The 23381-nt window shown below is 64.0% G+C and carries 22 protein-coding genes and 1 tRNA gene; 15 read left to right on the top strand and 8 right to left on the bottom strand.

Annotated elements, in window-relative coordinates; all coding sequences use genetic code 11:
- From AC07Y0_RS03680 to AC07Y0_RS03670, 3 genes are all read left to right on the top strand, one after another.
- Nucleotides 1-942: an alpha-E domain-containing protein gene (locus AC07Y0_RS03680; RefSeq protein ID WP_498680170.1), complete on the top strand. Its 942-nt coding sequence runs from the start codon at nt 1-3 to the stop codon at nt 940-942.
- Between the two features lie 26 nt (nt 943-968).
- Nucleotides 969-1787, top strand: coding sequence for a transglutaminase family protein (locus AC07Y0_RS03675; protein ID WP_498674630.1), 819 nt, complete (start codon nt 969-971; stop codon nt 1785-1787).
- Between the two features lie 104 nt (nt 1788-1891).
- Nucleotides 1892-2356, top strand: coding sequence for a hypothetical protein (locus AC07Y0_RS03670; protein ID WP_498674626.1), 465 nt, complete (start codon nt 1892-1894; stop codon nt 2354-2356).
- Nucleotides 2357-2374: 18 nt separating this feature from the next.
- Here the strand turns inward: AC07Y0_RS03670 and AC07Y0_RS03665 are convergent, their stop codons facing one another.
- The gene (locus AC07Y0_RS03665) at nt 2375-2842 is read right to left on the bottom strand and encodes a MarR family winged helix-turn-helix transcriptional regulator (protein ID WP_498674623.1); all 468 of its coding nucleotides are present in this window, start codon (nt 2840-2842) and stop codon (nt 2375-2377) included.
- 250 nt (nt 2843-3092) lie between these two features.
- Here AC07Y0_RS03665 and AC07Y0_RS03660 point away from each other — a divergent pair.
- Nucleotides 3093-3169: transfer RNA gene (locus AC07Y0_RS03660), tRNA-Arg, on the top strand.
- 135 nt (nt 3170-3304) lie between these two features.
- Nucleotides 3305-4078, top strand: coding sequence for a 3'(2'),5'-bisphosphate nucleotidase CysQ (gene cysQ, locus AC07Y0_RS03655; RefSeq protein WP_498674620.1), 774 nt, complete (start codon nt 3305-3307; stop codon nt 4076-4078).
- A gap of 39 nt (nt 4079-4117) precedes the next feature.
- On the opposite strand, the gene AC07Y0_RS03650 is transcribed toward cysQ, so the two are convergent.
- Nucleotides 4118-5809, bottom strand: coding sequence for a sulfatase-like hydrolase/transferase (locus AC07Y0_RS03650; protein ID WP_498674617.1), 1692 nt, complete (start codon nt 5807-5809; stop codon nt 4118-4120).
- Between the two features lie 285 nt (nt 5810-6094).
- Between AC07Y0_RS03650 and AC07Y0_RS03645 the strand changes: the two genes are divergently transcribed.
- A complete protein-coding gene (locus tag AC07Y0_RS03645; RefSeq protein WP_498674616.1) occupies nt 6095-7450 on the top strand; it encodes a hypothetical protein in 1356 nt (451 codons plus the stop codon).
- Here AC07Y0_RS03645 and AC07Y0_RS03640 read toward each other — a convergent pair.
- On the bottom strand, nt 7425-9200 hold the full coding sequence (locus AC07Y0_RS03640; protein WP_498674614.1) for an FAD/NAD(P)-binding protein: 1776 nt from the start codon (nt 9198-9200) through the stop codon (nt 7425-7427). The genes AC07Y0_RS03645 and AC07Y0_RS03640 overlap by 26 nt on opposite strands.
- A gap of 232 nt (nt 9201-9432) precedes the next feature.
- On the bottom strand, nt 9433-10050 hold the full coding sequence (locus AC07Y0_RS03635; RefSeq protein ID WP_498680169.1) for a recombinase family protein: 618 nt from the start codon (nt 10048-10050) through the stop codon (nt 9433-9435).
- 355 nt (nt 10051-10405) lie between these two features.
- Here AC07Y0_RS03635 and AC07Y0_RS03630 point away from each other — a divergent pair, with 355 nt between their 5' ends.
- From AC07Y0_RS03630 to AC07Y0_RS03610, 5 genes are all read left to right on the top strand, one after another.
- Nucleotides 10406-11101 (top strand): hypothetical protein, encoded by a 696-nt coding sequence (locus tag AC07Y0_RS03630; RefSeq protein ID WP_498674613.1) that lies wholly within the window; start codon nt 10406-10408, stop codon nt 11099-11101.
- Nucleotides 11102-11237: 136 nt separating this feature from the next.
- On the top strand, nt 11238-12200 hold the full coding sequence (locus tag AC07Y0_RS03625; RefSeq protein WP_498674611.1) for a trypsin-like serine peptidase: 963 nt from the start codon (nt 11238-11240) through the stop codon (nt 12198-12200).
- A 153-nt stretch (nt 12201-12353) separates the two neighbouring features.
- A complete protein-coding gene (locus AC07Y0_RS03620) occupies nt 12354-13109 on the top strand; it encodes an EAL domain-containing protein (RefSeq protein WP_498674610.1) in 756 nt (251 codons plus the stop codon).
- A 136-nt stretch (nt 13110-13245) separates the two neighbouring features.
- A complete protein-coding gene (locus AC07Y0_RS03615; RefSeq protein WP_498674607.1) occupies nt 13246-13635 on the top strand; it encodes a globin domain-containing protein in 390 nt (129 codons plus the stop codon).
- Nucleotides 13636-13640: 5 nt separating this feature from the next.
- Nucleotides 13641-14012, top strand: coding sequence for a DUF423 domain-containing protein (locus tag AC07Y0_RS03610; RefSeq protein ID WP_498674604.1), 372 nt, complete (start codon nt 13641-13643; stop codon nt 14010-14012).
- A gap of 109 nt (nt 14013-14121) precedes the next feature.
- On the opposite strand, the gene AC07Y0_RS03605 is transcribed toward AC07Y0_RS03610, so the two are convergent.
- The 4 genes from AC07Y0_RS03605 to pobA form a co-directional block, all read right to left on the bottom strand.
- A complete protein-coding gene (locus AC07Y0_RS03605) occupies nt 14122-14511 on the bottom strand; it encodes a DUF8817 family protein (protein WP_498674602.1) in 390 nt (129 codons plus the stop codon).
- A gap of 44 nt (nt 14512-14555) precedes the next feature.
- Nucleotides 14556-14822 carry a hypothetical protein gene (locus tag AC07Y0_RS03600; RefSeq protein WP_498674600.1) on the bottom strand — a complete coding sequence of 89 codons (267 nt, stop codon included), beginning with the start codon at nt 14820-14822 and terminating at the stop codon, nt 14556-14558.
- A complete protein-coding gene (locus AC07Y0_RS03595) occupies nt 14819-15223 on the bottom strand; it encodes a DUF2325 domain-containing protein (RefSeq protein ID WP_498674597.1) in 405 nt (134 codons plus the stop codon). The genes AC07Y0_RS03600 and AC07Y0_RS03595 overlap by 4 nt, the downstream gene beginning before the upstream one ends.
- Nucleotides 15224-15413: 190 nt before the next feature.
- Entirely contained in the window at nt 15414-16583 is a 1170-nt protein-coding gene (pobA, locus tag AC07Y0_RS03590; protein WP_498674595.1) for a 4-hydroxybenzoate 3-monooxygenase, read from the bottom strand.
- Nucleotides 16584-16691: 108 nt separating this feature from the next.
- Between pobA and AC07Y0_RS03585 the strand changes: the two genes are divergently transcribed.
- The 4 genes from AC07Y0_RS03585 (at nt 16692) to AC07Y0_RS03570 (ending at nt 23285) form a co-directional block, all read left to right on the top strand.
- A complete protein-coding gene (locus AC07Y0_RS03585) occupies nt 16692-17576 on the top strand; it encodes a helix-turn-helix domain-containing protein (RefSeq protein WP_498674593.1) in 885 nt (294 codons plus the stop codon).
- Between the two features lie 116 nt (nt 17577-17692).
- The gene (locus tag AC07Y0_RS03580; protein WP_498674592.1) at nt 17693-19054 is read left to right on the top strand and encodes an NAD(P)-dependent oxidoreductase; all 1362 of its coding nucleotides are present in this window, start codon (nt 17693-17695) and stop codon (nt 19052-19054) included.
- A gap of 24 nt (nt 19055-19078) precedes the next feature.
- Complete coding sequence (gene preA / locus AC07Y0_RS03575; protein ID WP_498674590.1) at nt 19079-20392, top strand: NAD-dependent dihydropyrimidine dehydrogenase subunit PreA; 1314 nt, start codon at nt 19079-19081, stop codon at nt 20390-20392.
- Nucleotides 20393-20600: 208 nt separating this feature from the next.
- Entirely contained in the window at nt 20601-23285 is a 2685-nt protein-coding gene (locus AC07Y0_RS03570) for a bifunctional diguanylate cyclase/phosphodiesterase (protein WP_498674588.1), read from the top strand.
- The last annotated feature ends 96 nt before the right edge of the window (nt 23286-23381 follow it).

Raw genomic sequence — 23381 nt, 5'->3', positions numbered from 1 at the left:
ATGCTCGGAAGAACGGCCAACGGCCTCTACTGGATGTTCCGCTACATCGAGCGGGCGGAAAACATCGCCCGCCTGGTCGACGCCGGCCTCAGAATGTCGCTGACCCGTAGCGGCGCGAACGATGACGACTGGGGGGCGGTGCTGCTCAGCGCCGACGTGCGCGAGGGATTCGACGCGAGCCATGCCAAGCTCACAGCCGCCGATGCGATCGACTTCCTGCTGCGCGACACGGCAAACCCGTCGAGCGTGCTGTCCTGCATCGACTCGGCGCGCAACAATGCCCGCATGGTGCGCACCGCGCTCACCCGCGAGACCTGGGAAGCGACCAACGAGTGCTGGATCGAGCTCAAGCAGATGCTCGCCCGCAAGCTGAAGTCCGCCGACCTGCCGGAGGTCATCGACACGGTCAAGCGTCGCGCCGGCCTGATCCGCGGCGCCTTCCACGGGTCGATGCTGAGGAACGAGATCTACAATTTCGCCCGCATCGGCACCTTCATCGAACGCGCCGACAACACCAGCCGCATCCTCGACGTCAAATACTACGTGCTGCTGCCGGCGATCACCCATGTCGGCTCGTCTCTCGACAACATGCAGTGGGAATCGATCCTGCGCTCGGTCTCGGCCCACCGCTCCTATCGCTGGGTCTATGACGGCGAGTACAAGGCGGCCAACATTGCCGACTTCCTGATCCTCAACGGCCAGATGCCGCGCTCGCTCGCCTATTCCTACGAGAAGATCGTCAGCAATCTCGGCTATGTCGCCAAGGACTACGGCGAGCGCCTGACGGCCCACGATACCGCCGAGAAGGTGCGCGCGACCCTGCAGTCGACGACGATCGGGGAGATCATGGACCAGGGCCTGCATGAGTTCCTCGACAACTTCATCTCGCGCAACAACCGGTTGGGCCAGGAAATCACCGAGGGCTACCGCTTCTACAGCTGAGGCAGGCCGGGAATGGACAAGAGATCATGCGTTTGAAGATCACGCACACCACCCACTATCGCTTCGATGCGCCCGTCCTCTATTCGCTGCAGCGGCTGAGGTTGACGCCGCCGAGCTGCCCCGGGCAGCACGTGGAAAGCTGGCACATCACCGTCGACGGCGCCAAGGTCGAGGCGGGCTACAACGACCAGTTCGGCAATCACGTGCATCTGGTCTCGACCGATGGCGAAGCCCATGAGGTTCGCATCGAGGCCTGCGGCGAGGTGGTGACCGAAGACCATGCCGGCGTCTTCGGCCCGCATATCGGCTATTGCCCGCTCTGGCTGTTCCTGCGCGACTCGCCCCGCACCAAGGCCGGAAAGCTCACCCGCGAACTGGTCAGAAGCCTTTCTGCGGACGAGCCGCTGGCCATGATGCACAATCTGATGGAGGCGATCCACGCGGCGGTCGACTATCTTCCCGGGTTCACCGACAGCGACACCACGGCCGAACAGGCTCTCGAGGCCGGTCAGGGCGTCTGCCAGGACCATGCCCATGTGATGATCGCGGCGGCCCGCAGCATGGGCCATCCGGCGCGCTACATTTCCGGCTACCTGAAGATGGACGACAAGGTCGAGCAGGCGGCGACCCATGCCTGGGCGGAAGTCCATCTGGCGGGCCTCGGCTGGGTCGGTTTCGACGCGGCGAACAATCACTGCCCGGATGCCCGCTACGTGCGGCTGGCGACCGGCCTTTGCTATGCCGACGCCGCCCCGGTGTCGGGCATGCGCATCGGCCAGTCCGGCGAGGATCTCAAGGTCACCGTCCTGGTCGAATCGAAGGGCCAAAGCCAGAGCCAGAACTGACCTTCGCAGCACCGGAATGTGCCGGCGCGTCGCCGTCCGGCGATGGCAAGCCCGGCGCCACCTTGCCGTGCTCTCTTCTCCACCAGCCATGAGGAGAGGCAGCGATGCTGTTCGGCAAATCACTCTTTCAGTCCGTCGTCGAACGGCTCGCCGAAGAGGCGGACGATGCGGATGCCGCCCCCGTGGTCACGGCCTACCGGGTCTCCGGCCTGTCGAGCGGCTTCGTCGCCGAGAGCGTCGACCATGGGTCGGCCGCGGCCTTTCACCTCGACGCCTATCTCGCCCTCATGCCGGACCCCATGCCCGAACCGATACCGGCGCCGCCCGCAGCGCCGGTCAGACCCGTCATGCCGAGCCATCTGGCGCGGCTGGCGATCGAGCAGATTGCAGAAGATCTCGACCTGAAGGCGGAAGATGACCGGGAGACGCTTGGCGAAAAGCGCCGCGCCTTTGCCCGCCACAATCACCCCGACCGGTATCATCCGGATTTTCGCGACATGGCCACGACGCGCATGAAGATCGCCAACCTGCTGGTCGACGAAGCGATTCGCAGGCTCAGGCCGGTCTGACGACCGCGCCGTCCTGTCTCAGTCGTAGAGGCGCTTCAACAGCCCGATCAGCTGGTCGCGTGCCTGCTCTCCGCCAAGCTGCGCCAGCAGGCGCTCCTCGTGCTCCTGCCAGATCGGCAGCAGTTCATCGAGATAGGCAAGCCCGGCATCGGTGATATAGAGCGACTGCACGCGCCGGTCGATCTCGGATTTGCGCCGCGCGACGAAACCCTTGTTCTCCAGCCCGTCGACGATGGCGACGAAATTGGCCCGCTGGATGCCCAGCGCCTCGGCCACTTCGCTCTGCTTGGCGCCCTGATTGCGGGTCAGCACCATCAGGACGGCAAAATCCGTCGGCCGCAGGCCCTTGGCCGAGAAGGCCTCGTTGAAATCCTGGAACACCGAAAGCTGCGCCCGCCGCAGACGGTAGCCGACCGCGTCTTCCATCATCGAAAAATCTATCTTGGAAGCGCTGCGTGCCACCTCCTCAGCCTGATCGTCCATCATGCCGTCGCCATTCTTGTACTCGTTTCCCCCCACCCAGACGGAGGCATTGCGAAAATACCTTAATATCTGGAAATCTATGAATGATTTTATAGCATTGCATTGCCCGCACAAGGGTTTGCCGACGCCGCCGGGCAAAAGTTGACAGATTTCCCCGCGTCAATTCGCGCATTTTCCGCATTGATGCCAAGGGAAGTCTAGGGTATGACCGCCAAACCAGATGAACGGCGAGTCACACGACGCGCCGTCGGATGCACCCGTAGCTCAGCTGGATAGAGTGTTGGATTCCGATTCCAAAGGTCACAGGTTCGAATCCTGTCGGGTGCGCCATCAGCTTCCTTCACCGGCAACAGTTCAGGCAGCACATCTCCCAAGACGCGATCCTGTTTCACGCATGGTCGGCGTCAGCGCGGATGAAACGCCTGGCAGGCGACCGCCGGTGGACCGGATGAAGGGGAATGTGGCGTGCTGAGAACCTTTGAACACGCGGCCTTGGCCGCCGGCCGCGCCATCCTGGAGATCTGCCAGGCGAGTGCCGCGGTCACCCTGAAGCCCGACGCCTCGCCGGTCACCGTGGCGGACGAGCGCGCCGAAGCGATCATTCTTGCCGCCCTTTCCGAAGCCCTGCCGGACGTGCCGGTGGTCGCCGAGGAAGCGGTCGCCGCCGGAAAGATCCCGGATACCGAGGGCTCGACCTTCATTCTGGTCGACCCGCTCGACGGCACCCGCGAATTCATTGCCGACCGGCCGGAATTCACCGTCAACATCGCACTGATCGAAAACGGCGTGCCTGTCGCCGGTATCGTCTATGCGCCGGCCCTGGGCGTCGCCTATGTCGGATCGAAGGCCGGCGCCGAGAAACTGACCATCTCGCCGCAGTTCGAGATCGTGGAGCGGCGGCCGATCGCGGTTCGCCCGGGCCACCGGCCGCCGGTCGCCGTTGCGAGCCGCTCCCATGGCAGCCCGCAAACGGAGCAGTACCTGACCGACCACGCCATCAGCGAATGCCGCTCGATCGGGTCGTCCCTGAAGTTCTGTCTTCTCGCCGAAGGCGTGGCGGACATCTATCCGCGTTTCAGCCGGACGATGGAATGGGACACCGCGGCCGGCGACGCCGTGCTGCGGGCGGCGGGCGGCACGACGCTTTGCCTCAACGGCACGCCGCTCACCTACGGCAAGCGCAACCAGGCCCTCGATATCGATTTCGCCAACCCGTCCTTCGTCTCCCGCGGCGGCTGAGGCAAACGGCCCTGCCGGGCGGTTTGCAGCACGAGGCCGTCAGTTCACCACCAGCAGTCCACCGTCGATCCGGCCCTTGATGTGGCGGTCGACGCCGGCGCGATCGGCGCAGGTGTGAAGCCACCCCTTGCAGGCCTCGCTCAGCGCCAGCAGATCCGTCCAGACCCGTGAAACCGGCATATTGGCCGCGGCAAGCACCCGCGCCGACAGGAAGGCCGCATCCTCCGCCTGGTGCAGAAGGCGATAGTCGACCGGCGTGCCGAAGCCCTCGACGCGATAGAAGGTCTCGTAGAGCGGCGAGCGGAAGTCGGTGAGCATGGCCTCGGCCGGCCGGCCGGCGGTGAGGTGGTCGCGGGTCACGGTCGCATGATGGTCGCCGAATTCGACCATGACCGTGCCCCGCGGACCCGGCTCCGACTTGCGGCGGTCGAAGAAGGCCTTCAGGTCGGCGCGCGCCAGCCAGACCCGCCGCATATATTCGCTGACCTCGCCGGCACCATCATATTCGTGCGGCGGCGCCTGCTCGTCCGGCAGCAGGACATAGTCATAGGGCTGGTGGGCGAACATCGTCTGCACATGGATGAAGAGCGGACGCGGGTCGTCGCGGCGGTGATCGGCGACCAGTTTCTCGATGAAGGCGAAATAGCGCTTGTCCCGCACCGTCATGGGTTTGAACCCCATGCCATCGGCGTCGTAGATCTCCTGGAAACCGATCGACGTCAGGAAGGCGCCCTCGTTCAGCGCGTTGAAGGGCAGCGGCATGACGGCCACGGTGCGGTAGCCGCAGCGCGCCAGGAGATCGGGCAGCGCACCCTTGATGCGGTGCTCCAGCAATTGCGTGACATAGGCCGCCTGCCAGCCGAAATCCGCGGTCGACAGGCCGGTCAGCACCGAAAAATTGGTCATCCAGGTGCCGGCCCCGATCGTCTCGACGTGGAGCGGCTTGATCGTCCCGTCGCCCGAGCGAAACGTGTCCACAAGTCCGGTGGACATCGGAATGCGCGGCACGACGCCAGGCGCCGTCTGGCTTTCGGACAGCACCATGAACAGATCGGGCTTCACCCGCGACGGGCCGCAATCGGCATCGTCGACCAGGGGAGTGGCGACGCTCGCATGGGCGACCCGGGCGGCGATCGGCAGTTCGCCCAGGAGGTCGGGCAGGTTGCGCAGCGACAGAGGCAGGGCAGAGGCATTGTATCCGGCGATGTAAGGCAGGTAGTCCGCCTCGCGCGGATTGTGGATCGGGTGGGTGATTTCCGCGGCCAGGGCGAAGACGAAGACCAGCGGCAGCCGGACGAACAGCGGCACGCGCAGCGCCCGCTCGCTGCGGAAGAGCCCCCTCAGCAGAACTCCCACCAGAACGATCGCCAGGCCGCCGGCCACGGCATGGAAGCGGTAGTGCGACCACAGGAAATCGACGATCGACAGATCGGTGCCGGTGAAGAAGAAGTCATAGGCATGCAGCGCCAGCCCCTTCAGCTTGAACTTGACGACCGAGAGCAGCGTCAGAAGCATGATGAGGGTGCCGGCCGCGTAGAGCGAGAAGACGGCCCTCCGGCCGAAGACGAAGAAGATCCCGGCCAGCGCCAGCGTCACGGCGAACGTGTAGGGCATGAAGCGCCAGCGCGTGTCGAAATAGTAGACGAGCAGGAAATAGAGCGCCGCCGCGACCAGCACGGCCATCGGATGCAGGATCACGGCGGCAAGCCGAGCCTGCCAATTGCCTGTCATGCGCGCCTCCTCTGAAGGGCGAGGACACAAGCTTTACACGGCCAGGGGGCAAAGAAAACACGGTCTTCGTGTTATACTTAATTGGAGAGCAACCAAAGAGTGTCGGCCAGCGCGCCGGCATTGCCGTTTTCAACGGCCGGCATTCCTGTCAAGTTCCGGGGTGAACGGCATCCGGAGTCGGGGGCAGACATGGGGCGAAGAAGGCGGGCAGACGGAACGGGCACGACGCCCTGTCAATGGTTGGCGACCGGCGGCATGATCCGACGTGGCCCACCGCGGAGCACGATGCTCTGTCTGCTCGCCCTGATCTCCTGGGCCGTGCCGACCACCGCGCAGGACGGGCAGCCCGGCCCGCTCGACACGGTAGAGATCGACAAGCTGTTTCCGCCTACCGATCCGGACGCACCGCAAACGCCTGAGGCTCCGGCAACCGATCCGGGAAAACCGGACGCCGACACGACGGTCAGCGACGACCCTTTGAGCGACCTTCGCGACATAAAAAAGCGCACGCTGGAGGAACGCACGGAGCAGGCGATCCAGCGATACAAGACGATGGTTGAAACCGCCCGCACCCTGCTCAAGCAACCGGAAACGCCCGCAGCCCCGCCCCCATCGCTCGGCGTCGAATGCAATGACCAGGACGACGTCGTGAAGATGCTTACGAGCCAGCTCGTCCAGAACTATGTGAAGACGGCCGGCGATCCGGAGGCGGCCGCCCTGGATGCGCTGATCGAGGCACGTCGCGGCCTCCAGCTTCTCGGCAAGGACGCGAGCGAAAGCTATGCGATGGAATCCGAGTTGGCCGGTCGGCTGATGCGCAAGGCGGAACAGCTGTTGCGCAGCACGCGCAAGCAGCGAGACAAGATCCTGCCTGTCGTCGCCTTCGCCAACCGCACGGCCCAGCTAATCCAGCTTCTCGGCGACACGGGGCTCGAACAGAAGCTGATCGTCGAAGCCGGCGCATGGGCGGCGGAACTCATACCGCCGATGCTCGACGATATTTCGGCCAAGCACGACTACAGCCTGGTAAACGCTGTTTTCCAGGTGGCGCGCACCGCCAATTCGGTCGGGCTCGACACCGGCAATGCGGACATCGACAGCCTGATGCGCCGTATCGAGGCTGTCATGCAGTTCGACCTCACACTGGCGTTCCATCTGACGAGCACCGGTGCCAACGGAAACGTCGAGGAATGGGAGCTCAAGAGCGAGTTCCCGCTGCGCTACACGCTCGGCGGCAGTGGGAAGACCTTGCGCGCCGTCCTGGTTGGAGACGGTACCGGCGACTATGTCAGCTATGTCGACAAGGAGCCCGGCTCCAAACTCACCATGCAGGCCCCGAGCTTTCCGGTGGGCGCCAAGATCGAGGATTTCGATGCCTGCCTTGGCTCGGCGACCCTCATCGTCGACCAGTTCTATGCGCAGACCGAGACCTATCTGACCCATGACGGTTTCCCGGCAGAGCTGCCGACCGTGCAATGGGCCTGGATCATGATGTTCGAGGAACGGCAGTCCGGAGGGGCCTTTGCGTTCAAGGTTCCGGTAAACAACCCGAACGCCACCGCCATCGACAGGCAGATCCGCGTCATCATGGGCGTGTTCGACGGCACGCTGACGATCAAGCTGGTGCACCGGCCGAAGTGAGGCGGGAGCGCACGCACGCATCGGTCGTAGTTAACCCGCCCCCTAAGGGGCGACAAGCGCCGGCGCCGGCTCGGCCTGCATCCTCGCGCCAGGGATTCCCCGCCTCCGCGAGAATGGCATTGGCCACCGTCTCGCCCAGCTCGAACGAACTGGTGATGCCCTGGACGAAGGGGAACTGGTGCAGCAGGAAAGGCAGGGCCAGGCAGTAGAGCCGGTTGCAGAGCGGCTGGTCGAACGCCAGCCGGTAACAGGCATCGAGCCCGACGCCGCCGGCCTCCTCCTGCTCGGCGACCGCGTCGCCCATGATGATCCGTCCGCCAGTGTGCACCTTGGCCTTGCCGACGACGCCCTGGATCAACAGGCTTGGGAAGGGAATGTCGGCCGCCGACAGTCGTCCCTGCCCGGTCGCATCGACAAAGGCGTCAAACTGCACGCGGCCGTCGGGCCATGTGACGATAGCCCCGCGCTCGCAGGTCTCCGAGTCGAGCTCGTAGTCCGAACCGAGCGTGATGATGTCGAGCACGCCGGCACGGCGAAGCGCCAGGATCCGCTCGATCGAGGCATGCGGAACCGTCGCATAATTGTCGACGAACAGGCTCTTGAAGTGGCGATGAAAGCGCTTGAGATCACCGGCATTGAGATGCGGCACGACCTGGGCGATCACCTCGTGCATGCGCAGGATCGCATAGCGCCAGGCAATCGTCGTGCGGCTCTCGTAGTTCTGCTTGGCCTCGGCAAGATTGCGCGCCGCCCAGACGAAGGGCTCCTGCGATTCGCGCTCTGCGAAGTAGGCCGCCCCGATCGTCTCGACCGTCAGATGGGCAAGGCCGAGCTTCGCCGCATAGTCGGGATCGCAGGCGCTCAGCTCGCGGGCAAATAGCCCGAACACCGCATCGAGCAGATCCTCCCGGCCGCTCTCGACGAGCGCATCGATCGCCTCCTCGGTGCAGATCGACAGCGGCTCGTAGGGAATGGCGAAATAGAAGTCCGCCTCCGGCAGCATGCCCTTGCGCGACATCAGGCTGATGCGCAGATCCTGCAAGCCGTTGGCCGGCTGGTATTCGAGAAGCCCCGCTTCGTCGTGATACAAACTGCCGTGGCGGGTGGCGACCGTCACCATCGCGTCGATGGCGCTGAGCGACGTGCCGAGAATGCCGACCCGCCCGGCCGGAATGGTCTTCAGCAGGTTTGCCGGCCAGGGCGAGGCGAAAAAGCCGGGCTTCACTTCGGTCACGTCGGCAAAGCTGTGACCCGTCGCCATGACCACATGGCCGAACGCGTAGTGTTGCGGCGGCTCCTCCGGGCGGGCGACGGTCAGTCGGATGTCGTCGCTGCCGAGCGCGATGTCGGTGACCTCGTATCCGGCTCTCACGTCGATCGCATGGCCGCGGGCGATGCCCTCGACGACGAGGCGGTCGAACTGCGACTTGAAATATTCGCCAAGGACGATCCGCGGATAGAAGGCGCGCTCGCCGATGGCAGCCCTCTGTACGCGCATGCGCTCCAGCTCTGCGTCGGACTGGCGGTCAAGCCAGTCGACCAGTGTCTCGCGGATCGGCGGGATCTCGATGCTGGCGATATTGGCGAGCATGGCCCGGTCGTTGACGGCGGGATGGTAGGGCATGCCCTTGCCGGCGACCGCTTCCTTTTCGAAGATCGTGATCGTCAGCGGCCGAACGGAGGCCAGAAGGCCGCGTAGCGTGTAGATCGCGGTGGGGCCCGAGCCGATGAGCGCGATTGTCTGGGTCATGGTCCGCCTTTCTGAAGGCCGGCATCGGATCGGCCGGCTTGAACGTGACGGGTCGGGCATGACAACCGCCAGCGACGGGCCTTCGTGACCGCGATGTCTGGCGCCGATCGAGAAAGTGCCGCACCGCCGAAAGTCCATGGAGCCCGCTCCCGCCTGCCGATAGCGCGCGAACGAAATCTTTGTTCCCCGCCGCCGCAAATTTTGCTTCCACGGACAGCGCCCGACCACCTGGTCAACCCTCGAGCAGCACGGCCCCTGCCGGCGGACGGAGGGGAGACCTCGCCTCAGGCGACCCGCCGGTCGTGCGGCGCATGCAGCGATAAAGCGTCGAGCGGCTGACGCCGAACTGCCGCGCCGCGGCGGCAAGCGGAACCCCCTGCCCGATCGCCTCAAGGGCCGCATCGACCTCGCCGGGCATTAGCTTGATCGGCCGGCCGATCGCGCTGCCGCGCGCCCTGGCGGCCGACATGCCGGCCTTGGTGCGCTCCGAGATCAGCGCCCGCTCGAACTCGGCGAGCGCCCCCATGATATGGAAGATCAGGATGCCGCCGGCCGACGCCGTGTCGATCGACTCGGTGATCGAATAGAGCCCGATCTCCTTGCGTCCGAGTTCGGCCACCACCTCGATCAGATGGGAGAGAGACCGGCCCAACCGGTCGAGGCGCCAGATGACAAGCGTGTCGCCGGCGGAGAGCTCGTTCAGCGAGCGGGCAAGGCCGGGGCGCGAGCGCGACGCGCCCGACTGGCCCTGGTCGGCATAGATCTCCGCGCATCCGGCGGCGCGGAGCGCCTGCATTTGCATCTCGATGTTCTGATCATGGGTGGAAACACGGGCATAGCCAATTCGCATCGTCACACGCGCCAGACATCCTTTTCGCACCCCGCCGCGGGGCACTGCTGCAGCCGCGAAAGTGTATCACAAGCGTTCCTTTTTGAGCACGACGCAATATCTGAGTCAATATCAAAATACACGTATAGGTGTATAAATCCTCTACGCGTTCGCTTTCGGAACGCGACCGCTAAGTCATTTGCAATGCTGCACTTTTTGTCACCCCTACATTTTACGGGAAAATCGGAATCGTCGAACCAATTGCGTTCACAGGTTGAATTTTTTCAAAAGGGGCTTGTGCAAATAGGAACGCTTTAGCGACGCCGGAAGCGTCCTGCAGCAAATCGTTGAACCCTAGAGAAGGAAGGAAATTGCCATGCCCAATTATTCGCTCACTCTCAACATCGCCCCCAGCGACCTCAACGTCATCAAGGCCGCCGGCCAGCGGTTGACGCTCGCCAAGCCGGTCGGCAGCGGCGATCCGAATGTCGTGTGGCTGTCCATCGATCCGTTCCAGTCGACCACCGTCGAGTGGACGGAAGACTACTGGATCTACGCCTCGACGACCGAGATCGCCCAGGGCAACAACATCTCCAAGCTGTCGGAAGTCACCCCCGGCCCGGCTCTCGACGCCGGCTACTACCCCTTCACCCCGGCGGCGACCTTCGGCGTGTTCCAGAACAGCCCGGCAATCCCCAGCGGCACCTTCGCCGCCGAGAACATGATGCCCTATAGCCAGTACCCGGCGCTCACCTTCGGCCTGTCGCAGTCGGCCATGGTCAGCAAGAAGCTGGCCGAACGCAAGCCGATCTCGGCCCAGTCCGTGCTGTCGCAGCAGCAGATCCAGATGACGCCGTTCACCAACGTCTATGTCTGGCTGCAGAGCCAGTTCGCCAGCGAGACGATCATCACCAAGATCATCGGCAACAATGCGGTGGCCCGCTTCGGCGGCGGCGTGACCGACATCACGCTGAAATACGATCCGAACCGCGGCATCTTCGTCCCGGACGTCAAGTCCGAGGGCCTGATCGAGCGCGGCATGATCGAACTGCGCATGCCTTTGATGATCTGAGGCAGACAGCGAGCACGGGTGGCCGGATCATCCGGCCACCTCCCCGTCACCGAACCATGGGCAGCGAGGCAGAAAACGCTCCGCGCCGGATGCACTCCCTTGCCGTCGCGCCCGACAAGCAAAGAGGATCAGGACAATGACGAAACTGCATGGCGCCGCGCGCCGCACGACCTCCGCCCTGCTTTCCCTGGCGCTCGCCGCCTCGGTCGCATCGGCGGCCGATCTGAAGATCGAAAACCTGAAGAAAGCCAAGGACGCCCAGGCGCCGCTCAGCCTGGAGGAGCTGCGATCGGCAAGACCTATGCCGAGCAAGGAAGTCACGCCGGAAGAGCTTCAGAAGATGCGTGAACGTTTCCGCGCACTCAATCCCGGCATGCTCGACCTCAAGGCCGATCCCGGCAAGCAGGGCAGCCCCGTCAAGGGCGTGCCGGAGAAGGTGGACGACCCGGCCGCCGCGGCTCCCTACTGGAGCGCCGGCCGGCTGACCTTCCGCGACGACGAGGGCGATCTGTCGACCTGCAGCGCGCAGTTCGTGGAGGACGCCGCCGTCATCCTGACGGCCGCGCACTGCGTCATGAACGAGGAGAACGGCAAGTGGTTCTCGGACTTCGTGTTCGAGCGGGCCTATAACAATGGAGAAAGGGCCCAGACGGTCGGCTGGCGTTGCGTCTCGCTGTTCGACGCCTTCCATGATCCGGACCCCAACTTTGCCTACGACTATGCCTTCATCCTCGCGGACAAGACGGATGACCAGGCGCCGCTCGAACTGGCGATCGGAACGCCGGCGAGCACCGCACTGACCGCAATCGGCTATCCCGACAATTTTGGCGGCAGCGAGTTCCTCTACAAGGTCGACGGCGAATGGGCCGAAGTTGTAGGCGGTATCGTCACGATGAAGGGCAATCCCATGCGCTCGGGCAATAGCGGCGGCGCCTGGTTCACCGACTTCAAGGTCGACGGCGGCGCCGGCGAAAACCGGGTCATCAGCCTGAACTCGCACCATCTCGAAGGCAATACCGAGGACGAGAACGGCCCGCTGTTCACTGCCGACACCAGCCGCCTGCTGGCGCATGTCGCGGACGCCAAGTGCCTCGACTGACATCAGCCAGGCCTCCACTATGGGGAAACCCGCCACGCGCGGGTTTCCTGCCCGTTCCGATCCGGCTTTGGGCGCGTTCCACGCAAAAGATCGGCCGCGTCAGGCAATCGTAACCAATTTACGTGATAACGGCGGGACAGCAGGAGTCTCGCGATGAATGTATCATGCGCCGGTTGCCGCGACGGCCAGGCCTTTCAAAACCCTTTCTCCATGGCGTTCCAGCCGATCGTCGATGTCGAGCGGCGCCAGGTCTTTGCCCATGAGGCGCTTGTGCGCGGGGCGAAGGGAGAAGGCGCCGGCTCCGTGCTGTCCACCGTCGACCCGGGCAATCGCTACGCCTTCGACCAGCAATGCCGGGTGAAAGCGATCGAGCTTGCCTCGCGTCTGGACCTGACCGCCAGCGATGCCCGGTTGTCGATCAACTTCATGCCGAACGCGGTCTACGAGCCGCGTGCCTGCATCCGCGCCACGCTGGCCGCCTGCAAGACCTTCGATCTGCCGGCGCAGCGCATCATCTTCGAATTCACCGAAGGCGAGGCGCTCGACGTGGCGCATCTGGAGAACATCCTCAAGACCTACCGCGAAATCGGCTTCATGACGGCGATCGACGATTTCGGCGCCGGCCATTCCGGGCTCAACCTGCTGGCCAAGATGCAGCCGGACATCGTCAAGATCGACATGGACCTGATCCGCGGCATCGATACCGACAGGGCGAAGCGGGTGATCCTGAAACATCTGGTCGCCATGCTGGGCGACCTTGCTGTGACGGTGGTCTGCGAAGGGATAGAGACTGAAGAGGAACTGAAGGCGATCCGCGACACCGGGGTCACCCTGATCCAGGGCTACCGGCTGGCCCGGCCGAGCTTCGAGCGCCTGACGCCGCTTGCCGAAATCGCCCTGCCGGACTGATCCACCTCACCGCAGATGCGGTCCGGTGTCGGCCCAGGCCGCGCCGCGCACCATTTGTCGCAGCACGCCCCCCAAGGCCACCCTTGCCCAAGAGCCGCCAAACCGGCAAAAGAGGGCAGGAAACCGAGGCCTGGACGTGACAGAAGAAACGATCACCCTTTACGAAGCGATCGGCGGCGACGCCACGGTGCGAGCGCTCTGCCGCCGCTTCTACGAGCTGATGGACACGCTTCCGGAGGCCGCGCATTGCCGCGCGATCCATCCGCCGAGCCTGAAGGACAGCGAAGAAAAGCTCTACGAATACCTGACCGGCTATCTCGGCGGTCCGCCGATCTACATGGAAAAACGCGGGCATCCGATGCTGCGCCGCCGCCACATGGTCGCGGAGATCGGCCCCGAAGAGCGCGACGAATGGTTCCTGTGCTTCCGCCAGGCACTCGACGAAACGGTAGAGCACGAAAAACTGCGCGAGATCATCTGGGCACCGATCGAGAAGCTCGGCTTCCACATGCAGAACAAGGAATGACGGCGATGACGGGATTTTGCGACCGGATCCGCCCGCTCGTGCTTTTGCTGGCCGGGCTGATGGGCGCCTGCGGCGTGGCGCTTGCCGCCGCCGCCACGCATATGGGCGGTGCGCTGCTCGGACCGGCCTCCGCCATGTGCCTCGCCCATGCGCCGGCCATGCTGGCGCTTTTCGCCGGCCACAGGCTGATCCGGACGGCCACCAGTGCGGGCGCGCTGATGGGCCTCGGCACCCTGCTCTTTGCCGGCGATCTCGTTTTCAAGCAGTTCTACGGCACGGGCCTGTTTCCGATGGCGGCGCCGACCGGCGGTATTCTGATGATGCTCGGCTGGCTGCTGGCCGGGATCGGCGCATTTTTTCCCGTATCCCGGAGCTGACACCGCAGCCCGCAGGGCGACAGCCGCGAGACCAGGCCGCGCGGTGTCGACTGTTTCCGCAAGGATCGACGGGAGCGACCTTGCGGTGGAACGGCATTGACCAGACGGGTCAGAGGCCGGCGGTTTCCCTGCGCCCGAACAGAAGCAGATTGCCGTGGGGATCGCGAATATAGAAACGGGCGATCTTTTCGTCGCCGTCCTCGTCTTCGATCCGCACCAGGCCGTCCACTCCGCGCGCCAAAAACTCTTCGTAAAGCGGCGTCAGGGAATCGCTGCGGATGAAGACCGAGCTGTTGACGGCCATGTGCGGGTCGTCGCAGTTCCAGAAATGCAGGACCATGCGGCCCCGCCTCAGCACGAGGTATTCTTCACAGGCCGCCGGCTGCTGTTCGAAGCCGAGCGCATCGACATAAAAATCACGGGTCTGGGAGAAGTTGAGCGACGGAAGGATCGGTGTGACGTCGACGCCACCAAGATCCACGGGGTTGATCGCGTTCATGCAGTCCGTCCTTGAAAGGTCCTGCGCCGCCGCAAGCTTCGGTGCTACCCATTCTTGCGTAAGGCATTCCGCTGCCATTTCGGTGCAGGAAAGTTGATGATCGTGGCGTCGCCATAGGGCAACCTGCATGACATGGGTGTGGTGGGGCGCTGATGCAAGCCCGGCAAGGGTACGATTTCCGCGCTGTGTTGCCGAACGGCCCGGACGTCGGCCAGCCGTTCATGCAGGGCCGGCACCAGGCCCTCGCAATTGTGCCCCGCCAGCTTGTGCAGGCCGATCAGCAGGGTGGCGTCGAAATCATCGTCGGTCATGAATTGTCATTCCTCTCATTCAGGGTCTGCAAAGCCCGCTCCAGGCTGGACTTCGAGCCATTGCGCAGGGGAATGAAGGTCTTGCCGAATTTCTTGCAGCCGCTCTTCACCCTCAGACACGCATCATGGCTGATACAGTCGATGGGGCAGAAAACGCAGTCGACCGAGGGCAGCACGGTATCGATGCGCGACACCGCTTCCCTCAAACCGCCGTCATGGTGGATGAGTTCCGCGCCATGATTGCTGGCGATCTGGCGCAGATGCGCGACCTGGCAGTCCCGCCCTCCGACATAGAGGAAGCTGCGAACGCTGAGCGCAGACTTTTCAGCGGGTGCGCCCGCGCCCTGGTCCGCTTTGGCCGCCAGCTTCTGGGCCGCCTGCTTCTTGCCGTTTTTCGCCATGTCCGTTCCTCAAATCTCGCCGCCACCTGGGCACGGCTTTTTCCCATCTTGTGAGACCGGACCTTATTAAACTTGATATTTACAGTAAAGATTAAAACATGACAATTCGCATCATATTTTGACACAAGACGAATGCGGCCGGCTGCGTGGCAGCCGGCCGCAGGCGCGGGGACGTTCGATGCCGGTCGGCCTAGTATGGCAGACCGACGTAGTTCTCTGCCATGGCGCTCTGTGCGGCCCTCGAGCTGGAAAGGTAGTCAAGCTCCGCCTCCTGCACCTTCTGGCCGAAATCGCCCTCATCCGGGAAGCGGTGCAGCAGCATGGTCATGGACCAGGAGAAGCGCTCGGCCTTCCAGATCCGCGACAGGGCGCGGCCCGAATAGGCGTCGAGAGCGGCCGGGGACCGGTCACCATAGAATTCCTGCAGGCCCTCGAACAGGTAATGCACGTCGGATGCTGCGAGATTGAGCCCCTTGGCACCGGTCGGCGGCACGATGTGGCCGGCATCGCCGACCAGGAACAACCGGCCGAACCGGAGCGGCTCGGCGACGAAGGAACGCAGCGGCGCGATCGATTTCTCGATCGACGGGCCGGTGACCATGGCTTCCGCCACATCGGCCGGCAGGCGACGGCGGATCTCGTCCCAGAAGGCGTCGTCCGACCATTGTTCGACCTTGTCGGAGAGCGGCACCTGGACATAGTAGCGCGAACGGGTGAGCGAGCGCTGCGAACAGAGCGCAAAGCCGCGCGCGTGGTTCGCATAGATCAGCTCATGATCGACCGGCGGCACATCGGCGAGAATGCCGAGCCAGCCGAACGGATAGACCTTCTCATAGGTCTTGAGCCCCCGCCCTTCCACCGCCGCGCGGCTCGGTCCGTGATAGCCGTCACAGCCGGCGATGAAATCGCAGTCGATTCGGTGCGTGGTGCCATCCATCTCGTAGGTGACATAGGGGGTTTCGCCGTCGAATTCGTGCGGCGTGACGTGGGCGGCATTGTAGATGGTCTTGCCGCCGTCGGCCTCGCGGTGGTCCATCAGGTCGCGCGTCAGTTCCGTCTGGCCGTAGACCATGACGGAGGTGCCGGTGAGACCTTTCAGGTCGATCCGATGGCGCCGGCCGGAGAAGGACAGCGCAAAGCCGTCATGGACAAGCCCTTCCTTGTGCATGCGCGTCCCCGCGCCCGCCCTGTCCATCATGCCGACGGCACCCACTTCCAGCACGCCGGCGCGGATGCGGCCGAGGATGTAGTCGCGATCGACGCGATCGATGATGACATTGTCGATGCCGGCCTTGCTGAGCAACTGACCGAGCAAAAGGCCCGAAGGCCCGGAGCCGATGATGGCGACCTGGGTGCGCATGGAAATCCTCCTCCTGTTCTTGCGGAATGATAAGCCGCAGCGCCTTGCCGACAATGGAAGATTCCGGCACACTCTTGGACAATTCGAACACGGAGCCAAGCCCGAGGCGTGACCAGACCCGTACCGATCTACAGCCTCTACGGCGAGAAGCCGACAGAACATGCGGAGTTCTGGGCCCATGCCGAGACGATCTTCAGTCGAAGCTCGCAGCACAGCTGGGAGATCCGGCCGCATCGCCATGAGCGGCTGTTTCAGATTCTGCACATCCGCGCCGGCCAGGGCGAAGCCCTGATGGACGGCCGATGGCAGGCCTTCGGGCCGCTGACGGTGATCGTCATGCCCGAGCGCCACGACCACGGCTTTCGCTTCTCCCGGGATGTCGACGGTGCGGTCATCACGCTGGTGTCGCGGCGGTTTCCGGCGGACTATCCAGGCCATCCGGGACTAGCCGAATGGCTTGCGCGGCCAAGCCTGACCCGCCTGCCTGCAGACCACCCCGACACGCCCTATCTCGGCGAAACGCTCGACCGGGCCGAGCGCGAGATCGTCGAAGGCGCGGCGCGGCCGGCGACTCTGGTCGAGACCATGCTGACCACGGCGCTGCTCCTGACCATGCGGATGAGCGGCGCGGAACGGGAACGGCGCGAGGCCGACCGCGACCGGGAGCGTTTTGCCCGGCTGACGGACCTGATCGGCGAGAGCTTTCGCATCCGGCTGCCGGTCGACCATTACGCCGCGCAACTCGGCATCTCCGCGACGCATCTCAACCGCATCACCCGCGCCATCGCCGGCAAACCCGTGAGCCGCCTGATTGCCGAGCGCATCATCCTCGAAGCCAAGCGCGACCTGGTGTTCAGCGCCTTGTCGATCCAGCAGATCGCCACCCGGCTCGGCTTCGAGGACCAGGCCTATTTCAGCCGCTTCTTCACCCACAATGTGGGCATGCCTCCCAAGGTCTACCGGGAGCGCGAGCAGGCGCGGCTGGAGGGCTAGAACCCCTGCACTGCCTAGGGTTTGTGCATCGCGCCGGGATAAATTTTACCGTTTGATAAATTTTTTTTCCTGGGTTAGCCTGTCCTCAATCGCACCATATAAAAGAGGGAACTTCGATGCGACGACTGGAACCGGGCCTGAAGGCCGGGCGGCTTGACGCTGCCGAATACGTGAAGAATTTCTCCGATCTGCATCCGCGTCTCGACGACCATGAGGCGCTGGTGGCCTCGGACCGCTGTTACTTCTGTCATGACGCGCCGTGCATGACGGCCTGTCCCACCTCGATCGACATTCCGCTGTTCATCCGCCAGATCTCGACCGGCAATCCGATCGGCTCGGCCAAGACGATCTTCGACCAGAATATCCTCGGCGGCATGTGCGCCCGCGTCTGTCCGACCGAGACGCTCTGCGAAGAAGCGTGCGTGCGCAACACGGCGGAGGAGCGCCCGGTCGAGATCGGCCGGCTGCAGCGCTATGCGACCGACATCGCCATCGAGCAGAACCGCCAGTTCTACACGCCGGCAGCGACGACCGACAAATCGGTGGCCGTCGTCGGCGCCGGCCCGGCCGGCCTTGCCTGCGCCCACCGGCTCGCCATGCACGGCCACCACGTGACGATCTACGATCACCGCGAAAAGGCCGGCGGTCTCAACGAATACGGCATCGCCGCCTACAAGGCGACCAACGACTTCGCCCAGAAGGAAGTCGACTACATCCTGTCGCTCGGCAATATCGACGTGTTGGACGGCCAGATGCTCGGCCGCGACTTCACCCTCGCCGATCTTCAGGCCAAGCACGACGCCGTCTTCCTCGGCACAGGCCTTGGCAACGTCAACGCGCTGAACATTCCCGGCGCCCATGTCAACGGCGTGCTGGATGCCGTCGAGTTCATCGCCAACCTGCGCGAAGCCACCGACAAGGGTGACGTCCCGGTCGGCCGCGACGTCGTCGTCATCGGCGGCGGCATGACCGCCATCGATGCGGCCGTGCAGGCGAAGCTGCTCGGCGCAGAGAACGTCACCATCTGCTACCGCCGCGGCAAGGAGCACATGAACGCCTCCGAGTTCGAACAAAACCTCGCCGCCTCCAAGGGCGTGCACATCCGCCATTGGCTCCAGCCGAAGGAAGTGGCGCATCACCACGGCCACGTTTCGGCGATCACGCTGGAATACACCCATGTCGAAAACGGCATCATGAAGGGCACCGGCCATGCCGCCGAGATCAAGGCGGACCAGATCCTCGTCGCCATCGGCCAGAAGATCGACCTCATGGGCGTGGAGCAGTTCCAGCTGCAGGCCGGGAAGATCGCCGTCGACGGCGAGGGCCGGACCTCCGTCCCGGGCGTATGGGCCGGCGGCGACTGCGCCTTCGGCGGCCAGGACCTCACCGTTTCCGCCGTCGCCATGGGCCGCGATGCGGCCGAATCCATCAATCGTTCTCTCGCCGTGCAAGCGGCGGGAGCAAGTGCTGTCGCTTGACCCGGGATCGAGAGGAACGAAACCATGGCTGATATTCGCAACAATTTCGTCGGCATCAAATCGCCGAACCCCTTCTGGCTCGCCTCTGCGCCGCCGACTGACAAGGCCTACAATGTCGAGCGCGCCTTCAAGGCCGGCTGGGGCGGCGTGGTGTGGAAGACGCTGGGCTCGGAAGGCCCGCCGGTCGTCAACGTCAACGGCCCGCGCTACGGGGCGATCTGGGGCGCCGACCGCCGTCTTCTCGGCTTGAACAACATCGAGCTGATCACCGACCGCCCGCTTCAGGTCAATCTCCAGGAAATGAAGCAGGTCAAGATGAACTGGCCGGACCGGGCGCTCGTCGCCTCGATCATGGTGCCTTGCGTGGAGGAAGAGTGGAAGGCGATCCTGCCGCTCGTCGAGGAGACGGGCGCCGACGGCATCGAACTCAATTTCGGCTGTCCGCACGGCATGTCGGAACGCGGCATGGGCGCCGCCGTCGGCCAGGTGCCGGAATATATCGAAATGGTGGTGCGCTGGTGCAAGCAGTATACCCGCATGCCGGTTATCACCAAGCTGACGCCGAACATCGCCGACATCCGCAAACCCGCCCGCGCCGCCAAGGCCGGCGGCACCGATGCCGTCTCGCTGATCAACACGATCAACTCGATCGTCTCCGTCGACCTCGACAATTTCGCCCCCAACCCGTCGGTCGGCGGCAAGGGCACGCATGGCGGCTATTGCGGGCCGGCGGTCAAGCCGATCGCGCTGAACATGGTGGCCGAGATCGCCCGCGATCCGGAAACCTACGGCCTGCCGATCTCCGGCATCGGCGGCGTGACGATCTGGCGGGACGCCGCCGAATTCCTGGTTCTCGGCGCCGGCAATGTGCAGGTTTGCACCGCCGCCATGACCTACGGCTTCAAGATCGTCGAAGAGATGATCACCGGTCTTTCCGACTGGATGGACGCCAAGGGCCATCGCAGTCTCGACGACATCACCGGCCGGGCCGTGCAGAACGTCACCGACTGGCAGTATCTCAACCTCAACTACATCGCCAAGGCGCGCATCGACCAGGATGCCTGCATCAAGTGCGGCCGCTGTCACATCGCCTGCGAGGACACCTCGCATCAGGCGATCACGGCGGAAGTCAACGGCCTGCGCCATTTCGAGGTGATGGAGGACGAATGCGTCGGCTGCAACCTTTGCGTCAATGTCTGTCCGGTGGAGAACTGCATCACCATGGTCGGCCTGGAAGCCGGAACGCTCGACCAGCGCACCGGCAAACCGGTCGATCCGAACTACGCCAACTGGACCACTCATCCGAACAATCCGATGGCCATGCAGGCCGCCGAATAATAAAATTCTACGGATTGATTTGCACAGACCCCCGAAAGGGGGTCTTTTTCTTTGGCTTTACTCGGATCAGCCAGGAACAGGCATGATCGAGCAGGATTTCATCGCAGTGATTCAACAAATTTCAAGGGTTTCATGAAATTCTCCTCATTTAGAGTGGATCAAGGCACAACCAAAGATTGCCGAGGCCTATTGAATGGGGACGCGAGGCATGGCCAGGGGCAGCGGGAAAAGAGGTTGGGGCACGCTGAGCGCGGCTCTTCAATACTATATTCCCGCCGTCATCGTCGTTGCCGCAGTCGCGATCGCGCTTCTCTATGCCGACCATCAGAAGAGCCGCCTGCATCAGGAAAACCTGCGCAATGGGGTCGCCGAGCAACTCGGACTGATCCGCGCCCGTCTGGAGGGGGGCATCAACGCCAATATCCAGCTGGTGCAGGGCATGGTCGCCGTCATCGAGACGGAACCGAAGATAAACCAGCAGCGCTTTTCCGCCCTGGCACGCCGCATTTTCGACACGCCCCACCAGCTACGCAACCTCGCCGCAGCACCCGACCTGGTGGTTCGCCTCGCCTATCCGCTTTCCGGCAATGAACGGCTGATCGGCTTCGACTACCGCACGAGCGAAGCCCAGCGAAAGGCCGCGCTTCTGGTGCGGGAAACCGGTCGTCTGGTGGTGACGGGGCCTGTCGACCTCGTTCAAGGGGGGCGTGGACTGATCGCCCGCTATCCGGTCGTCGTCACCAACGGCAAGGGCGGGCGCGACTTCTGGGGTCTGGTGGCCGCCGTCATCGACCTGGACAAGCTCTACGCCTATGGCGGGCTTGATGTGGACGGTCTGGGCATCGACGTGGCGATCGCCGGCAGGACGGAGGATGGCAAGCTCGGCGAACCCTTCTACGGCAACGCCGCAGTCTTCAAGGACAACCCGGTCGGCATGCCGATCAATTTCGGCAACGAGATATGGGAAATCGTCGCGACGCCAAAGGGCGGCTGGAACCAGCCGGCGCCGGATCTGTGGATCTCGCGCTCCCTGATGCTTCTGGTGGGCGCCATGATCGTCGCGCCCGTGGCCTGGATCGCCCGGCTGCTGAGCGAGAGGCAATCCCATATCGCCGCCCTTCGCCAGCGAGAGGAGCAACTGCGCGTCCTGTCCCACCGGCTCGAAATCGCGCTGGAAGCCTCGCGCATCGGCGTCTGGGAGCTCGATGTCGGCAGCGGGCAGCTGCATTGGGATGCGCGCATGCAGCAGCTCTACGGCGTCCAGAGAGATGGCGAATATACATACGAGACGTGGCGCAACGCCCTGCATCCCGACGACCTCGATGAAGCCGAGCGCGTCTTCGCCCGGGCCATCGAAACCGGCAAGGACTACGTCACCGAGTTCCGCGTCATGACGGCCAACGGCGAAGTGCGCCATATCCGCGCCTACGGCACGACCTATCGCGACAGCCGCTTCCGCAAGAAGCTGGTCGGCGTCAACTGGAACGTCACCGCCGATGTCCGGCTGCAGCAGGAACTGCGCGAGGCGAAGTTGCAGGCCGAGTTGCAGAACCTGGAGCTCGAGGAAGCCCGCCAGCACATGGAGCACAATTCGCTGCATGATGCGCTGACCAACCTGCCCAATCGCCGCTATCTCGACCAGCATCTGATGCGGCTCGACGCGGAGGCGGCAACCGATGCCAGCGCAACCGTGCTGCATATCGATCTCGACCGGTTCAAGGACATCAACGACACGCTTGGCCATGGCGCCGGCGACGCCATCCTGCGCCATGTCGCAGCCAAGCTCCGCGAAAACACGCGCACCGAGGACTTCGTCGCCCGCATCGGCGGCGACGAATTCGTCATCGTCTGTGCCGACACCATGACCGAAGGCGAATATGGTGACCTTGCCCGCCGGCTGATCGACGCCGTCAGCACGCCGATCACCTATGCCGGACACGAATGCCGCGTCGGTGCCTCCATCGGCATTGCCATGCGGGAGAAGGGCGACGTCATGGCCGAGCAGCTGCTGGTCAATGCCGACATCGCCCTTTACGAGGCCAAGCGCCACGGCAGAAACCGCGTCGAGCGCTATACCGAGCACCTGAAATCGCTGACGATCAACACCAAGAAGACCGCCGACGCAATCCTCCGCTCGCTGGAGCAGAACGACTTCATCGCCTATTTTCAGCCGCAGTTCGACGCCAACACGCTGGAGATCAACGGCGTCGAGGCGCTTGCCCGGTGGAGCCATCCGGATGAGGGAATCCTCGGCCCGGACCGCTTCCTGAAGATCGCCGAAAGCCTCAATGTCGTGTCGCAGATCGACGCGGCCATCCTCGACCAGGCTCTCTTCCAGCGCACCCGCTGGCTGGCCAACGATCTGGCCATCGACCGGGTCTCGGTCAACATCTCCGCCCAGCGGCTGTTCGACGAGAGCCTGCTCCAGCGGCTGGATGAGCTCGATCTCGTGCCCGGCAGCCTGTCCTTCGAGCTTCTGGAATCCATCTCCTTCGACGACAAGGGCGCCGCGGTCACCAGCAGCATCGAACGGATCAAGGCCTACGGCATCGACATCGAGATCGACGATTTCGGCACCGGCTATGCCTCGATCCTGAGCCTCCTGAAGCTGTCGCCGCGCCGTCTGAAGATCGACCGCCAGCTGACCGCGCCGATCATCTCCTCATCCGCCCAGCGCCGGCTCATCAGCTCCATCGTCGACATCGGCCGCTCGCTCGGCATCGAGATCGTCGCCGAGGGCGTCGAGACCATGCATCACGCCTCGATCCTGCGCGATCTCGGCTGCCAGACCCTGCAGGGTTATGCCCTCGCCCGGCCGATGGACGGAAACGCCTTCATCGAATTTGCCCGCAGCCGGTCCTGGATGAAGCTGAAGACGGCAGAGGCCGTCTGACCTCTCCCTTTCGCAGCACGTCCGTCCGGGCAGCCTTTCCTTCGCCGTCGCAGCCGTGATAAGCAGTCGGCCCCGGCCATTCCGGCCCCGATCAGT

This window comes from Allorhizobium sp. GW101-3B10, assembly GCF_059424725.1.
Note: the sequence above shows the minus strand (reverse complement) of the source record. Positions and strands in the feature narration are given on the sequence as shown.

Bases quoted from the DNA above. Each gene is read 5' to 3' on its own strand.
- AC07Y0_RS03680 (WP_498680170.1), top strand. From the start codon at position 1: ATGCTCGGAAGAACGGCCAACGGCCTCTACTGGATGTTCCGCTACATC.
- AC07Y0_RS03675 (WP_498674630.1), top strand. From the start codon at position 969: ATGCGTTTGAAGATCACGCACACCACCCACTATCGCTTCGATGCGCCC.
- AC07Y0_RS03670 (WP_498674626.1), top strand. From the start codon at position 1,892: ATGCTGTTCGGCAAATCACTCTTTCAGTCCGTCGTCGAACGGCTCGCC.
- AC07Y0_RS03665 (WP_498674623.1), bottom strand. From the start codon at position 2,842: ATGATGGACGATCAGGCTGAGGAGGTGGCACGCAGCGCTTCCAAGATA.
- AC07Y0_RS03650 (WP_498674617.1), bottom strand. From the start codon at position 5,809: ATGACAGGCAATTGGCAGGCTCGGCTTGCCGCCGTGATCCTGCATCCG.
- AC07Y0_RS03645 (WP_498674616.1), top strand. From the start codon at position 6,095: ATGCTCTGTCTGCTCGCCCTGATCTCCTGGGCCGTGCCGACCACCGCG.
- AC07Y0_RS03640 (WP_498674614.1), bottom strand. From the start codon at position 9,200: ATGACCCAGACAATCGCGCTCATCGGCTCGGGCCCCACCGCGATCTAC.
- AC07Y0_RS03635 (WP_498680169.1), bottom strand. From the start codon at position 10,050: ATGCGAATTGGCTATGCCCGTGTTTCCACCCATGATCAGAACATCGAG.
- AC07Y0_RS03630 (WP_498674613.1), top strand. From the start codon at position 10,406: ATGCCCAATTATTCGCTCACTCTCAACATCGCCCCCAGCGACCTCAAC.
- AC07Y0_RS03625 (WP_498674611.1), top strand. From the start codon at position 11,238: ATGACGAAACTGCATGGCGCCGCGCGCCGCACGACCTCCGCCCTGCTT.
- AC07Y0_RS03620 (WP_498674610.1), top strand. From the start codon at position 12,354: ATGAATGTATCATGCGCCGGTTGCCGCGACGGCCAGGCCTTTCAAAAC.
- AC07Y0_RS03610 (WP_498674604.1), top strand. From the start codon at position 13,641: ATGACGGGATTTTGCGACCGGATCCGCCCGCTCGTGCTTTTGCTGGCC.
- AC07Y0_RS03605 (WP_498674602.1), bottom strand. From the start codon at position 14,511: ATGAACGCGATCAACCCCGTGGATCTTGGTGGCGTCGACGTCACACCG.
- AC07Y0_RS03600 (WP_498674600.1), bottom strand. From the start codon at position 14,822: ATGACCGACGATGATTTCGACGCCACCCTGCTGATCGGCCTGCACAAG.
- AC07Y0_RS03595 (WP_498674597.1), bottom strand. From the start codon at position 15,223: ATGGCGAAAAACGGCAAGAAGCAGGCGGCCCAGAAGCTGGCGGCCAAA.
- pobA (WP_498674595.1), bottom strand. From the start codon at position 16,583: ATGCGCACCCAGGTCGCCATCATCGGCTCCGGGCCTTCGGGCCTTTTG.
- AC07Y0_RS03580 (WP_498674592.1), top strand. From the start codon at position 17,693: ATGCGACGACTGGAACCGGGCCTGAAGGCCGGGCGGCTTGACGCTGCC.
- preA (WP_498674590.1), top strand. From the start codon at position 19,079: ATGGCTGATATTCGCAACAATTTCGTCGGCATCAAATCGCCGAACCCC.
- AC07Y0_RS03570 (WP_498674588.1), top strand. From the start codon at position 20,601: ATGGCCAGGGGCAGCGGGAAAAGAGGTTGGGGCACGCTGAGCGCGGCT.